Source organism: Acidovorax sp. GW821-FHT09A11, from assembly GCF_059418365.1.
Genome location: NZ_JBWKPS010000002.1, coordinates 364,860 through 377,945, shown reverse-complemented (window position 1 = coordinate 377,945; position 13,086 = coordinate 364,860). Strand labels below are relative to the sequence as shown.

The following is a 13,086-nucleotide window of genomic DNA, read 5'->3' as shown; positions in this document are numbered from 1 at the left end:
GAAGGTGAGGCGGTGGCGACAGCGGCATGGGGAAGGAAGAAGGTGTCTGCGATTGCCACCGGACTCTCATCCTGAACCGGGGGTTCAGGTGGGCGAGGGCAGCCAGGCGTTGGGTTCATCTGACGCGAGATGATCACGCTCACCGGGCAATGTACCAAGCCCGAGCTCGTTGAGCATTGGTTCAAGGAAATATAAAGCCCGACAGCATCGCAGACAGCCTGATTGTAGGCGCTGGCGGAGTCCGACGCCGGCGCCAGGACATGTAAAGACCGCAGGGCGGCGCGCCGGGTTCAGAGGTGCCGGGGGGCGCCGCGTCAGAGCAGGCGCCCGTCCTCGCCCAATGCCTCGTCGAGCCGCTGGACCAGGACCTTGAGGTGGTCCTCGTCCCGCTCGGGCAGGGGCAAGGCGGCCTGCGCTCCGGGCTGTGCCGCAGGCGGCGGGGAGGACTTGGCAGCCGCGCCCGCCGCCAGGTCGGCCGCCTCGCGGTCCGCAATCTCGAAAGCCAGGTTCAGCGCGGCCAGCACCGCGATGCGTTCACGGGCGCGCACCTTGCCGGCGTCGCGGATGCGGGTCATGGCCGTGTCGACGCGTTCAACGGCATCCAGCAAGCGGCTTTCATGCCCCTCGGGGCAGGTCAGCAGGTAGCTTTGCTGCAGGATCTGCACCTCGATTTGCTTCATTCGGATTCTTTCGTGACAGGGGCCGCCGCGGGCAGCCGCTCCAGCAGCGCGTCAACCCGGGCGCGGGCCGCGCTCAGGCGCGATTTGAGCGAATCCCGCTCCTGCGCGAGGGCGGCCACCTGATCGGCGAGCAGCGCGTTGGTGCGTTGCAGTTCCGCGTGCCGCAGCAGCAGGCGTTCGACGCGCTCGGCGATCTGGTCGGTGGTGGACGGTGTTGCCATACAGCTGTCGATTGTAGGGTTGGCGGTTGTAAACGGTCGTAAAATCCCATTGTTGGTGCTCGCGGTGTGGTTCACATGCCGCAGTTCAACGGGAAGCAGGGAGGTGCCGCCAACCATGGTGCGCCCAGCCTGCGCTGCCCCCGCAACGGTCAGCGGACGAATCGTTCCGATTCCCCCTTCATACACATGCCACTGGGTGCCTTGAACAAGCCCCTGGGAAGGCTTTGAAGGGTGTTCCGCCAGCCCGGATACCGGCCAACACGGTGGTTGCACGCGCCCGATCAGGGTGCGCGCAGCCGTATCACCCATTTGCTGGCGGGGAGGCCGGCGCGGGTTTTGTTTGTTGACGATGTTCCCCATGAAAATCCGTACCTCTCGTGCGCGCCTTGCTGCGCCGCTGTGCCTGCGTCCCGCGCTGGTGGCGCTGGCCGTTGTGGGCGCCTGCTCCGTGCAGGCCCAGCAGGCCGATGCCGGCGGCCCCGTGCTGCTGGCGCAGAACCTGCGCGCGCCCTCGCTGACCGAAACCGTGGTGACCGCCACGCGCACGCCCCAGCCCTTGTCCGACCTGGTGGCCGATGTGACCGTCCTGGATCGCGAGACCATCGAAACCAGTGGCGCCACCGGCCTGGCCGACGTGCTCGCCCGTGTCCCCGGCATCGAGTTCTCGCGCAACGGCGGCCCCGGCACGACCACGGGCGTGTTCCTGCGCGGCGCTGAGTCGCGCTTCACGGCCGTGTACATCGACGGCGTGCGCATCGATTCCCAATCCACCGGCGGCGCGGCATGGGAGTCGATCCCGCTGGCGCAGATCGACCGCATCGAAGTGCTGCGCGGCCCGGCGGGCGCGGTCTATGGCTCCGACGCCATGGGTGGGGTGGTGCAGATCTTCACCAAGCGCGGCGAAAACGGCACCGCGCCCTATGTGGGCGTGGGGTTCGGCAGCCACGGCACGCGCAAGATCGAAGCCGGTGTGAGCGGTGCCAGCGGCACGATCGACTACGCGCTGGGCATTGCACGCGAGGAAAGCAAGGGCTTCAACGCGCGCACCGTCGCCACGCAGAACCCCGACCGCGACGGGTATGAAAGCACCTCTGCCAACGCGCGGGTGGGCCTGCAGGTCAACGCCATGCACCGGCTGGAAGGCACGCTGCTGGTCAACGACCTCGACAGTGGCTACGACAGCGGCCTGGGCAAGGATGACCGCAACAAGCACAGGCTGCATGCCCTGGGCCTGAACTGGCAGGCGCAATGGACCCCGCAGTACAAGACGCGCCTGCAGCTGACCGATTCGCGCGACAGGTACGAAACCAAGCCCTCGGTGTACCTGAGCGATACCCACCTGCGCGGCTACCTGTTCCAGAATGAATGGCGCGAGGGTGCGCACCTGTTGACCGCCGCGCTGGAGCGCCGCGAAGACAATCTGGAAAACAAGCCCATCGACCGCAAGCGCTCGCAGGACGCCGTTGCGCTGGGCTATGGCTACAGCGCGGGCGGCCACACGGTGCAGGCCAATGTGCGGCACGACTCGGACAGCGAGTTCGGCGGCAAGGGCACGGGCAGCCTGGCCTACGGCTACGCCTTTGCACCCCAGTGGCGCGCGACGGCATCGGTGGGCACGGCCTTCCGGGCCCCCACGCTGTACCACCGCTTCAGCGAGTACGGCACGGGGTCGCTCAATCCCGAGAGCAGCCGCAATGTCGAGGTGGGCCTGCGCTGGGCCGAGGGCGGCAGCAGCTTCTCCGCCACCGCCTACCGTAACCGGGTGCAGGATCTGATCACGTTCGGGGCCGCAGGGCCTTGTCCGTCGGATTTCGGCTGCTACGTGAACACCGCGCGGGCCGAGTACAAGGGAGTGACGCTGGCGGGTTCGTACCGCCTCGGCGGCGTGCAGCTGCGCGGCTCGCTCGATCTGCAGAACCCGCGCGACCTGGCCACGGGCAAGCTGCTGGCCCGCCGCTCCAAGCGCCACGGCACACTGGGAGCCGACACGCAACTCGTTGGCTGGACGGTGGGCGCCGAGGTGCAGGCCTCTGGCCGCCGCTTCGACAACGCCGCCAACACCACGGTGCTGGGCGGCTACACGCTGGTCAGCCTGTATGCCAGCACGCGGGTTGCTCGCGATTTCACCCTGGTGGCGCGCGTGGACAACCTGGCCGACAAGCACTATGAGCTGGCCCGCACCTACGCCACCGCGGGCCGCACCGCCTACGTCGGCGTGAAGTGGGCCCCGCAGTGAAGCGCCCCCTGAGGCGCTGCGCGCCTTCCCCCCGCGGGGGGATGCCACCCGGGGCCTGGCGGAGCCAGTTCCACGGTGGCACTGGCTTCGTGCGTGCCAGTTTCATCGGCATGCCGGGAATGTGTCCCACAGGGTTGCTGAAATGACCAGGTGCCCCGCGCTGCTGATCGCCGCCCCGGCCTCCGGGCAGGGCAAGACCACCGTCACCGCCGCCCTGGCGCGCCTGCATGCGCGCCAGGGGCGGCGGGTGCGGGTGTTCAAGTGCGGCCCGGATTTTCTGGACCCGCACTGGCACCAGCTGGCCAGCGGAGCGCCGGTGCACCAGCTCGACCTGTGGATGAACGGCGAGGCGGACTGTGCCCAGCGCCTGCACGACGCCGCCCGGGCGTCGGACCTGGTCCTGATCGAAGGCGTGATGGGGCTGTTTGACGGCACCCCCAGCGCGGCCGATCTGGCGCGGCACTTCGGCGTGCCGGTGCTGGCCGTGGTCGATGCCTCGGCCATGGCGGGCACCTTTGGCGCGCTGGCCTACGGCTTGCGCCACTACCGGCCGGGCCTGCCCTGGGCCGGTGTGCTGGCCAACCGCGTGGGCAGTGCCCGCCATGCCGACATGCTGCAGGGTGGCTTGCACGACGCCGACGACTGGATGGGAGCGCTGATGCGGGTGCAGTCTGGCACTGCGCCCGCTGCGGGCAAGGCCGGTGCGGCGCTGCTGCCCGAACGCCACCTGGGTCTGGTCGCGGCGCATGAGCTGCCCGACAGCCTGCAGCGTCTGGACGCCGCCGCCGATGCCCTTGCGGCCACGCCCCTGGGCCAGATGACGCTGGAGGACCTGCAGCGCTGGGCCGTGGACTTTCCGGCTCCCGCAGTGGCAGCCGCCGTGCCGCCGTTGCTGGCGGGCCGCACCGTGGCCGTGGGACGCGACGCCGCGTTCTGTTTCATCTACGCCGCCAATGTGCAATGCCTTGAACAGATGGGCGCGCGCGTGGTGTTCTTCTCGCCGCTGCACGATGCCGCGCTGCCCGACTGCGATGCCGTGTGGCTGCCCGGCGGCTACCCCGAGCTGCACACCGCGCAGATAGCGGCCAACACCGGCATGCAGGCCAGCCTGCGCGCCCATGGGGCCGCGGGCAAACCCCTGTGGGCCGAGTGCGGCGGCATGATGGCGCTGTTTGAATCCATCACGCTGGCCGACGGCAGCACGGCCCCGCTGTGGAGTCTGCTGCCCGGCCGCGTGACCATGCAAAAACGCCTGGCGGCGCTCGGGCCGCAGCAACTGGCGGTGGCGGGGCACACCCTGCGCGGCCACACCTTCCACTACTCGACCAGCGACAGCAGCGCCCCCGTGGTGGCCCGCACCGCCCGCCCCCATGAAGCGGTTGCGCCGGATGCGGGCGAGGCGCTGTACCAGCAGGGCAGCCTCCACGCCAGCTACTTCCATGCGTGGTTTCCGTCCAGCCCCGAGGCCGTGGCGCATCTGCTGGGAGGCGTCTCGGCATGACTCCCACCCCGCACCCCATCACCACCGAACTCATCCTGGGTGGCCAGAAAAGCGGCAAATCCCGCCGCGCCGAGTTGCTGGCGCGCGACTGGCTGGCGCAATCCAGCGACCACCGCGCCGTGCTCATCGCCACGGGGCAAGCCTGGGACGACGAGATGCGTGAGCGCATCGCCCGCCACCAGCGGGACCGCGCCGAACGGGTGCCGGGTCTGCAGACGGTGGAAGAGCCACACGATGTGGCCGCTGCCGTGGCGTTGCACAGCACATCGCAGACCCTACTGGTGGTGGACTGCCTCACGCTGTGGCTCACCCACTGGACCATGCCCATGGGTGTGGAAACCATGAGTTTTGAACAAAAACAGGCTCTAGCGCTTGATTGGAAAGCGCAGGCAGCTATGTTTTTGATAGCGGTTCGGAAATCCCCCGGCCCCGTTGTTCTGGTGGGCAACGAAATTGGCCTGGGGGTCATCCCGATGGGGCGCGAGGTGCGCGCCTTCGTGGATGCGCTGGGCACGCTGAACCAGCAGGTGGCCCAGGTGTGCCCGCGCGTCACGCTGATGGCCGCCGGGCTGCCATTGACCTTGAAATGAAACTATGAAACCAACCCCCGTGCGCCGCATCCTGTGGGTGATCGCCATCCTGTTGCTGCTGGGCCTGCTCATGGCCGGGCTGGCGCGGGCGCAGCCTGTGCAGATCACCGACGACAAGGGCCGCAAGATCGCGTTGCCCCGCCCGCCCGAGCGCATCGTGAGTCTGCTGCCCTCGTTGACCGAAAGCGTGTGCGAGCTGGAGCAGTGCCACCGGCTCGTGGGGGTGGACCGCTATTCCAACTGGCCCGAGGCCGTGGTCGGCAAGCTGCCCAAGGTGGGCGGCGGGATCGATCCGAGCATCGAGGCCATCGTGGCGCTCAAGCCGGACCTGGTGCTCATGTCCGTCAGCTCGCGCGCCAGCGACCGGCTGGAGGCACTGGGCCTCACCGTCGTGCAGCTGGAGCCCAAGACCCATGCCGACGTGCGCCGCGTGCTGGGCACCGTGAGCGACCTGCTGGGCGTGCCCCGCGCGCAGGGCTCCGACCGCCTCTGGCGCGTGATCGATGCGGGTGTGCTGGCGGCGGCGCAGTCCCTGCCACCCAAGGCCAAAAATGCGCGCGTGTACTTCGAGGTGAGCCGGGGGCCATACGCGGCGGGCGAGGCGTCGTTCATCGGCGAGTCGCTCACCCGGCTGGGGGTGCGCAACGTGGTTCCTGCGTCGCTCGGTCCGTTCCCGCGCCTGAACCCCGAGTTTGTCGTGCGCGCCAACCCCGACATCATCATGATCGGCAACCGCAGCATGCAGGCCATGGTGCCGTACCCCGGCTGGGCCAGTATGCGTGCGATTCGCGACAACCGGCTGTGCGTGTTTGGCCCCGGTGATTCGGATGTGGTGGTGCGACCTGGCCCGCGCATGGCCGAGGCCGCCCGCATCATGGCGCGCTGCCTGGTGGAGAAAGCTCCATGACCAGCCTTGCCATGGATTTGCCAACAGGTTCCGCCAGCCGCCGCGCGGCATGGTGTGCCGCCTGGCTGCTGCTGGCCAGTGTTGTGCTGACCGTGTGTGGCGCCAGCGTGGGCAGCACGGGTTTTGACAGCGTGCTGCGCATGCACGGCGACCCCGTCGCCTGGCAGATCGTGTGGGACATCCGCCTGCCGCGCACGCTGGGCGCGTGGCTGGCGGGCGCGCTGCTGGGCCTGTCGGGCGCGGTGGCGCAGGGGCTGTTCCGCAACCCGCTGGCCGACCCGTACCTGCTGGGCAGCGCCTCGGGCGCCGCGCTGGGCGGGGCGGTGGCGATGGCGCTGTTCGGTGTGTCGCCGGTGGCGGCGCAGTGGCTGGCGCGCATCGGCATCACGGGCATGGCTTTCCTGGGCGCGGCGGGGGCGGTGGTGCTCACGCTGCTGCTCGCCAAAGGTGTGCAGCACACGCTGCGCCTGCTGCTGGCGGGCGTGATTGTGGGCGTGGTGCTTGGCGCGATGCGCGACCTGGTGGAGCTGGCCTCGCCCGACATCCTGCAGGCCATGCAGGCGTTCACGCTGGGCAGCACCGCCTTTGTGGGCTGGATGGCTTGTGTGCTGATGGCCGTGGCCTGGGGGCTGTGCTCGGTGGTCGCCTGGATGCTGGCGCGCGCGCTCGATGGCCTCACGCTGGGCGAGGCCACGGCGGCCAGCCTGGGCCTGCCGCTCATGCCCATGCGTGTCGGGCTGGTGGCCGCCATGGCGCTGGCCACGGGCACGGCCGTGGCGCAAACGGGGCTCATCGCGTTTGTGGGGCTGGCCGCGCCACACCTGGTGCGCTCCATCGTGCGCGTGACGCACGAGCGGCACATCGTGCTCGCAAGCCTGATGGGTGCGGTGCTGCTGCTGGCGGCCGACATCCTGGCGCGCTGGCTGCTGGCGCCGCAGGAGCTGCCCGTGGGCGTGCTCACGGCGGCGCTGGGTGGAACCTACCTGCTGTGGCTCATGCACCGGCGTACATCGCAAGGTGGTTCGCTATGAATTCAGTAGCTATCAGTGCTTGCCAGATAAGCGCCAGCATCGGAAATCGCTTGATATTGCAGGGCATTGACCTGCAACTGCCTGCCGGGCGCTGGACCAGCATCGTCGGCCCCAACGGCGCGGGCAAGTCCACCCTGCTCAAGGTGCTGGCGGGACTGTTGCCGCGCGCTGCGGTGCAGGGCGAAGTATTGCTGCTGGGCCGCCCACTCGCGCAGATCCCCGCACGCGAACGTGCCCGGCAGCTCGCCTGGCTGGGGCAGAACGAAGGCTCGGCCGACGACCTCACGAGCTACGACGTGGCCATGTTGGGCCGCCTGCCGCACCAGGCCTGGCTGGCGCCGCCGGGTGCGGCCGACCACGCAGCGGTCGAGCAGGCGCTGCGCACCACGCAGGCCTGGGACTGGCGCCACCGCCCGCTGGCGCAGCTGTCGGGCGGCGAGCGCCAGCGCGTGCTGCTGGCCCGCGCCCTGGCCGTGCAGGCGCAGGTGCTGCTGATGGATGAGCCCCTGGCCAACCTCGACCCGCCCCACCAGACCGACTGGCTGCACACCATGCGCGCGCTGGTGGACGCGGGCGGCACGGTGGTCAGCGTGCTGCACGAGGTGTCGCTCGCGCTGCAGGCCGACGACATGGTGGTGATGGCGGAGGGCCGCGTGCTGCACCAGGGCGCCTGCGATGCGCCCGATACCCACGCCGCGCTGGAGAGCGTGTTTGACCACCGCATCCATGTGCGGCATCTGGATGGCATGTGGATGGCGCTGCCCTCCCTGCAACGCAAGAACAACAACCAAGGAATGAAGGAAGTGCAAGCATGAACATCGAATCGGGTTTTTCGCAGGTCGCGCAGTCGCTGCTGTGGCCGGTGCTGGTGCTGGTGGGGCTGGCGTTTGTCTACGCGCTGTGGTCGGGCGGCGCCACGCTGATGGAAGCCTGGCAGCGCTGGCGCCAGCCGCAGTACCGCTCGCTGCGGGTGGCCCCTGGCTTGTCGATGGAAGAGCTGGAGCTGCAGCTGGTGCGCCAGGTGGAGCCCGTGCGCCTGCTCAGCCGCCTGTCGCCCATGCTGGGGCTGATCGCCACGATGATCCCGCTCGGCCCTGCGCTGCAAAGCGTGGCGGCGGGCAACGGCCAGCAGGCGCTGGCGGTGTTCAGCGGCGCCTTTGCCGGTGTGGTGCTGGCGCTGGCCGCCGCGTCGGTGGGCCTGGTGGTGTATTCGGTGCGCCGCCGCTGGCTGCTGGCCGAACTGCTGGTGGTGCGCAAGGAGCGCGGGGTGGCGCAATGACCTTGAAGCACCTGAATGTGCTGGCCGAGGACGACGACGACCCGATGCTGTCGGCCGTGAACCTGGTGGACGTGTTCCTGGTGCTCGTGGTGGCGCTGCTCACGGCCGTGGCCGTGCAGACCCAGACCAGCGCCAACGAGAGCGTCACCATCATCCGCAACCCCGGCCAGCCCGACATGGAAGTGGTGGTGCGCGAGCAGGGCAAGGAAGTGCGCTTCAAGGGCGCGGGCAGCGCGGCGCAAGGGCAGGGCGTGCGCGCGGGCGTGGCCTACAAGCTCGAAGACGGCAACATCGTCTACATCCCTGAAACGGGCGCTGCTCCTGCCGGCGCTTCGGCCGGTGGCGCGGGTGGCGCCGCCACGCCGGCACCCGCCAAGCCATGAAGGCGCTGATCCTGCGCGCGGCACTCTGGTGCCTGCTGCTGGCTGCGCCGCTGGTGCATGCCGTGCAGGCGGACAAGGCCCAGTGCGCAGCTGGCGCCAACAAGGCCGCACCCGTGCTGCTGTGGCTTACCTCCGACATCACCACAGCCACGCGCACGGCCATGGTGCAGCGCCTGGCCACCGAGGCGGGTCTGGGCTTTGTGCATATCGACTACACGTTGGGTGGCCCGGCGGTGCTGGACGCGGCCCAGGCCCAGAAGCTGGAGCGCGCGCTGGCGGGCGCTGCGCTGGTGTGGGTGGATGCGCCGCACGCCAGCGTGGAGGCACGCCTGCGCCGCATGGCGGGGGCGCAGCTCGATGCCCGTGCCACACGTTCACCCGGCCGCGTGGTCTGGGTGCCTGCGGGCACCCCCGCCGCCGACTTGACCGCGCTCGATGCGCCCGCCCGCATGGTGGCCTACCTGCAGGCCGGCGGCCCGCGCAACCTGAAGAGCGCCATCGCCCTGGCGCGTGCCACCGTGGCGGGTGTGGCCATGCCCGTTTTGCCCGCGCCGGAGATCCTGCCCACCCGGGGCATCTACCACCCCGACGCGCCCCGGCTGCTGCCCAACGCCATGGCGCTCGAGGCATGGCGCCAGGGCCAGCCCGCGTCGCTGCGCGGCCTGCCGGCGGTGGCCGTGCTGGTGCACCGCCACCATTTTGTCGATGGCAGCACCGAATGGCTCGATGCCTGGCTGCGCACCTTCCGCCAGCAGGGCCTGTTCGCCTATGCGGCCTTTGGCCAGCAGGTCACGGCGCAGACGCTGGCCGAGGTGCTGGAGCTGCCCCCCGAGAGCGGCACTGGACCCGGCCGCCTGCATGCCTCGGCCCTGGTGCTGCACCAGCTCGTGCCCCAGGCCGCCGCGCTGCAGCCGCTGCTGGCCCGCTGGGGCGCACCCCTGCTGGGCACGCAGCCCTACCGCGCGGGCGATGCCGCTGCGTGGGAGGCCAACGACACGGGCCTGTCGCTGTCCGATGTGCCGTTCTATCTGGCGCAGCCTGAGGCGGCGGGTGCCATCGACCCGGTCCTGGTCGCCGCCCACGGCGCCGAGGGCCGGGACTTCCGCCTCATCGACCGCCAGGCCCAGGCCGTGGCCGCCAAGGCGCGGCGGCTGATCGCGCTGCAGACCAAACCGGCAGCAGACAAGCGCCTGGTGGCCATGGTCTACAACTACCCGCCGGGCGGCACCAACTTCGGCGCATCGTTCCTCAACGTGCCGCGCAGCCTGGAGCAGGTGTCGGGCGGCCTGGCCCAGGCGGGCTACCGCACCGAGCGTGTGCCCGAGCAGGGCTGGATCGACGGGCTCAAGCCGCTGCTCGCCGTTTACTACCCCGGCGCCGATGTGCGCGCGCTGCTGCAAAACGGCCAGGCCGCCGCGCTGCCACTGGCGCGCTATGAGCAGCACTTGGCCACGCTGCCGAAGGCCGTGCGCGAGCGCATGAACGCGCACTGGGGCCCGCCCGAAAAGAGCCGCTACGTGGTCGAGTGGCAGGGCGAAAAAGTGTTCGCCATCCCACGCCTGCAGGTGGGCCAGCTGGCCGTGCTGCCCCAGCCCCCGCGTGAGGAAACCCTGCGCCTGGGCCAGAACCCCTTCATGCACAAGAGCAAGGCGCCGCTGTCGCACCATTACCTGGCGGTGTACCTGTGGGCGCAGCTGGAGGCCGATGCGCTCATCCACTTCGGCACGCACGGCACGCAGGAATGGGCCGGTGGCAAGGCGCGTGCGCTGGATGTGCACGACGACGCGCTGCTGCCACTCGGTGACCTGCCCGTGGTCTACCCCTACATCGTGGACAACCTGGGCGAGGCCCTCACGGCCAAGCGCCGGGGCCGCGCCGTGCTGGTAAGCCACCGCACGCCCGTGTTCGCGCCTGCAGGCTTCGAGGCGCGCATGGCCCACATGCACGAGGTGATGCACGAATGGGAAACCGTGGATGAAGGCCCCACGCGCCGCGCGCTCGAAAAGCAGCTGGTGGCGCAGTTTGTGGAGCACCAGCTGCACCGCGACCTGGGCTGGAGCGCCGAGCGCATCGCGGCCGACTTCAGCGGCTTCCTGGAAATCCTGCACCCCTATCTGGACCAGCTCGCGCAAAGCTCGCAGCCCAAGGGCCTGGCCGTGTTCGGCCGCGTGCCCGCGCCCGAGCAGCGGCGCGAGACCATCCTGCAGGCGCTGCGCAAGCCGCTGATCGAGGCACTGGGCGAAGACATCGACGAAGCCTTCCTCATCAAGCACGATGCCGTGCTGGCCGCGCGCCCCGCACGCTGGCTGGAGGTGGCGCTGACCGACGCGCAGGCCGCCAGCGTGCTGGACCTGCGCCCCGTGCTGCCAGCGCAGGTGGCAACGCCGGGTGCGGCGGGCGCATCCGACGTGGTGCGCGCCGAAGACCATGTGCCCAACCGCGCCGCGCGCAAGCCCATCGACACGCCCGCGCTGCTGCAACTGGCCCAGCGCGCACAGGAGCTGGAGCGCCTGCTGGCCACCGAAGGTGAAATGCCCGGCCTGCTGGCGGGGCTGGAGGGCCGTTTCCTCACCGCTGCGTACGGCGGCGACCCGATCCGCAACCCCGAGAGCCTGCCCACGGGCCGCAACCTCACGGGGCTGGACCCGAGCCGCCTGCCCACGCGCCAGGCCTATGCCGTGGCGCAGACGCTGTTCAACGACTGGTTCAAGGACTACCAGGCGCGCCATGGCGGCCAGGTGCCGCAGCGCATGGCGTTGTCGCTGTGGGCGGGCGAAACACTGCGCCACCAGGGGATCATGGAAGCGCAGGCCCTCGTGGCGTTGGGCATGCGCCCGGTGTGGGACGACGCGGGCCGCCCGGTGCGTGTGGAGGCCATTGCCGCAGAAGAACTCAAACGCCCGCGCGTCGATGTGCTCATGAGCATCACCGGCTCGTACCGCGACCAGTTCCCCGCGCTGATGGCGCTCCTCGACCGCGCCGTGGCCCAGGCCGCGACGGCCGAGCCCGGCAATGTGATTGCGCGCAATACCGAGCAGATCGGCCAGGAGCTGCGCAAGCAGGGTGTGCCCCGCGCGCAGGCCGAGCAACTGGCGCGCGTGCGCTCGTTCGGCAACGCGGTGGGCGACTATGGCACCGGCCTGTCCGACGCGGTGCAGAGCGACGGCCTGCAAACCAACGATGCGCGCCTGGGCCAGATGTTCCTCGAGCGGATGAGCCAGCCCTATCTGGAGGGCGAACCGGTGACGGGGGTTGCGGGCGGCACGGCCGCGAAGGCGCTGGGGGCCCACCTGCGCCGTACCGACGCCGCCATCCTGTCGCGCAGCTCGAACCTGTACGCCATGGTCAGCTCGGATGACCCGTTCCAGTACCTGGGCGGCCTGTCGGCCGCAGCCCGCGTGGCCGGCCGGTCGCAGGGGCTGGAGCTGCACGTGGCCCAGCTGCAGGATGTGAGCGAGCCCACCACCGAAACCGCGCAGCGCGCCATTGCGCTGGAGATGCAGTCGCGCTACCTGCACCCGGGCTGGCTCAAGGCGCAGAAGGCCGAGGGCTATTCGGGCACGCTGCAGGTGCTCAAGGCCGTGCAGTTCGCCTGGGGCTGGCAGGCCGTGGCGCCCGACACGGTGCGCAGCGACCATTGGCAGAGTTTCTACGACGTGCTGGTGCGCGACAAGCACCAGCTGGGCCTGCCCGAATGGCTCAAAGAGCATCCGCAGGCCTATGCCCAGTCGCTGGAGCGCCTGGTGCAGGCGCAGCGCCAGGGCTATTGGCAGGCCGATGCCGCCACGCAAAAGCAACTCGCGCAGATGTACCAGGAGCTCACGCGCGCGGCCCCGCTGGCGGCCGAGCTGCCCAGCGTGCGGCGCTGGGTGGAGCAGGCCGCGCAGGGTGTGCAAGCAGTAGAGTCCGTGCCCGCCGGGATGGCCGTGGCCACGCCGCAGTCGCCTGCCGCGCAGGCGCCACGGCCCGTGCCGCCTGCTGCCGACCTGCCTGCGCCACCCGCCCAGGCAGAAGCCTTGCCCGCCGCACCCACCGTGCCCGCCATGGGCGTGCTGCTGGAGCGCCAGCCCGAGCGCGATGCCCCCGACACCGCCCAAGAACCCAGCCCCGTGGAGCGCATGGCCGGCATCGTGGCCCTGCTGGTCATGGCCCTGGTGGTGCTGGCGGGCGCTGCGTGGCAGGCGCGCCGTCCGTTCTCACTGTCCGCCGCGCCCGGCCTGGCCCGCGCGTGAATCGACCCTTCTTGAAAGTACCCCCA

At 70.3% G+C, this 13,086-nt stretch carries 11 protein-coding genes, 1 other RNA gene and 1 riboswitch; of the genes, 9 read left to right on the top strand and 3 right to left on the bottom strand.

Annotation, left to right across the window (positions count from 1 at the left end; translation table 11 throughout):
• Positions 1 to 39 precede the first annotated feature (39 nt).
• The 3 genes from ssrS to AC07PV_RS05780 all read right to left on the bottom strand — a co-directional run bounded on the left by ssrS (position 40) and on the right by AC07PV_RS05780 (position 901).
• Positions 40 to 219: non-coding RNA, 6S RNA (ssrS, locus tag AC07PV_RS05790), on the bottom strand.
• 95 nt (positions 220 to 314) lie between these two features.
• Positions 315 to 680 (bottom strand): cell division protein ZapA, encoded by a 366-nt coding sequence (locus AC07PV_RS05785; RefSeq protein ID WP_218294154.1) that lies wholly within the window; start codon positions 678 to 680, stop codon positions 315 to 317.
• Positions 677 to 901: a DUF904 domain-containing protein gene (locus AC07PV_RS05780; protein ID WP_218294155.1), complete on the bottom strand. Its 225-nt coding sequence runs from the start codon at positions 899 to 901 to the stop codon at positions 677 to 679. The genes AC07PV_RS05785 and AC07PV_RS05780 overlap by 4 nt, the downstream gene beginning before the upstream one ends.
• Positions 902 to 937: 36 nt before the next feature.
• Positions 938 to 1,175, top strand: a riboswitch (cobalamin riboswitch).
• An 84-nt stretch (positions 1,176 to 1,259) separates the two neighbouring features.
• Between AC07PV_RS05780 and AC07PV_RS05775 the strand changes: the two genes are divergently transcribed.
• The 9 genes from AC07PV_RS05775 to cobN all read left to right on the top strand — a co-directional run bounded on the left by AC07PV_RS05775 (position 1,260) and on the right by cobN (position 13,060).
• Positions 1,260 to 3,137 carry a TonB-dependent receptor domain-containing protein gene (locus AC07PV_RS05775; RefSeq protein ID WP_494629686.1) on the top strand — a complete coding sequence of 626 codons (1,878 nt, stop codon included), beginning with the start codon at positions 1,260 to 1,262 and terminating at the stop codon, positions 3,135 to 3,137.
• 142 nt (positions 3,138 to 3,279) lie between these two features.
• Entirely contained in the window at positions 3,280 to 4,638 is a 1,359-nt protein-coding gene (locus tag AC07PV_RS05770; RefSeq protein ID WP_494629684.1) for a cobyrinic acid a,c-diamide synthase CobB, read from the top strand.
• Positions 4,635 to 5,228: a bifunctional adenosylcobinamide kinase/adenosylcobinamide-phosphate guanylyltransferase gene (locus AC07PV_RS05765; protein WP_494629682.1), complete on the top strand. Its 594-nt coding sequence runs from the start codon at positions 4,635 to 4,637 to the stop codon at positions 5,226 to 5,228. Before AC07PV_RS05770 ends, AC07PV_RS05765 begins: the two co-directional genes overlap by 4 nt.
• A 4-nt stretch (positions 5,229 to 5,232) precedes the next feature.
• Positions 5,233 to 6,135 (top strand): ABC transporter substrate-binding protein, encoded by a 903-nt coding sequence (locus tag AC07PV_RS05760; protein ID WP_192428617.1) that lies wholly within the window; start codon positions 5,233 to 5,235, stop codon positions 6,133 to 6,135.
• Positions 6,132 to 7,166, top strand: coding sequence for a FecCD family ABC transporter permease (locus AC07PV_RS05755; RefSeq protein ID WP_494629681.1), 1,035 nt, complete (start codon positions 6,132 to 6,134; stop codon positions 7,164 to 7,166). Before AC07PV_RS05760 ends, AC07PV_RS05755 begins: the two co-directional genes overlap by 4 nt.
• On the top strand, positions 7,163 to 7,981 hold the full coding sequence (locus AC07PV_RS05750) for an ABC transporter ATP-binding protein (protein ID WP_494629680.1): 819 nt from the start codon (positions 7,163 to 7,165) through the stop codon (positions 7,979 to 7,981). The genes AC07PV_RS05755 and AC07PV_RS05750 overlap by 4 nt, the downstream gene beginning before the upstream one ends.
• Positions 7,978 to 8,445: a hypothetical protein gene (locus AC07PV_RS05745; RefSeq protein WP_008906167.1), complete on the top strand. Its 468-nt coding sequence runs from the start codon at positions 7,978 to 7,980 to the stop codon at positions 8,443 to 8,445. The genes AC07PV_RS05750 and AC07PV_RS05745 overlap by 4 nt, the downstream gene beginning before the upstream one ends.
• On the top strand, positions 8,442 to 8,828 hold the full coding sequence (locus AC07PV_RS05740; protein WP_192428614.1) for a DUF2149 domain-containing protein: 387 nt from the start codon (positions 8,442 to 8,444) through the stop codon (positions 8,826 to 8,828). The genes AC07PV_RS05745 and AC07PV_RS05740 overlap by 4 nt, the downstream gene beginning before the upstream one ends.
• Positions 8,825 to 13,060 carry a cobaltochelatase subunit CobN gene (gene cobN, locus AC07PV_RS05735; protein WP_494629678.1) on the top strand — a complete coding sequence of 1,412 codons (4,236 nt, stop codon included), beginning with the start codon at positions 8,825 to 8,827 and terminating at the stop codon, positions 13,058 to 13,060. The genes AC07PV_RS05740 and cobN overlap by 4 nt, the downstream gene beginning before the upstream one ends.
• Positions 13,061 to 13,086 lie beyond the last annotated feature (26 nt).

What these genes read in the sequence shown, in the direction of transcription:
- AC07PV_RS05755 (WP_494629681.1), top strand. Translation starts at nt 6,132, where the DNA reads ATGACCAGCCTTGCCATGGATTTGCCAACAGGTTCCGCCAGCCGCCGC.
- AC07PV_RS05775 (WP_494629686.1), top strand. Translation starts at nt 1,260, where the DNA reads ATGAAAATCCGTACCTCTCGTGCGCGCCTTGCTGCGCCGCTGTGCCTG.
- AC07PV_RS05780 (WP_218294155.1), bottom strand. Translation starts at nt 901, where the DNA reads ATGGCAACACCGTCCACCACCGACCAGATCGCCGAGCGCGTCGAACGC.
- AC07PV_RS05765 (WP_494629682.1), top strand. Translation starts at nt 4,635, where the DNA reads ATGACTCCCACCCCGCACCCCATCACCACCGAACTCATCCTGGGTGGC.
- AC07PV_RS05745 (WP_008906167.1), top strand. Translation starts at nt 7,978, where the DNA reads ATGAACATCGAATCGGGTTTTTCGCAGGTCGCGCAGTCGCTGCTGTGG.
- AC07PV_RS05770 (WP_494629684.1), top strand. Translation starts at nt 3,280, where the DNA reads ATGACCAGGTGCCCCGCGCTGCTGATCGCCGCCCCGGCCTCCGGGCAG.
- AC07PV_RS05760 (WP_192428617.1), top strand. Translation starts at nt 5,233, where the DNA reads ATGAAACCAACCCCCGTGCGCCGCATCCTGTGGGTGATCGCCATCCTG.
- AC07PV_RS05740 (WP_192428614.1), top strand. Translation starts at nt 8,442, where the DNA reads ATGACCTTGAAGCACCTGAATGTGCTGGCCGAGGACGACGACGACCCG.
- AC07PV_RS05785 (WP_218294154.1), bottom strand. Translation starts at nt 680, where the DNA reads ATGAAGCAAATCGAGGTGCAGATCCTGCAGCAAAGCTACCTGCTGACC.
- cobN (WP_494629678.1), top strand. Translation starts at nt 8,825, where the DNA reads ATGAAGGCGCTGATCCTGCGCGCGGCACTCTGGTGCCTGCTGCTGGCT.
- AC07PV_RS05750 (WP_494629680.1), top strand. Translation starts at nt 7,163, where the DNA reads ATGAATTCAGTAGCTATCAGTGCTTGCCAGATAAGCGCCAGCATCGGA.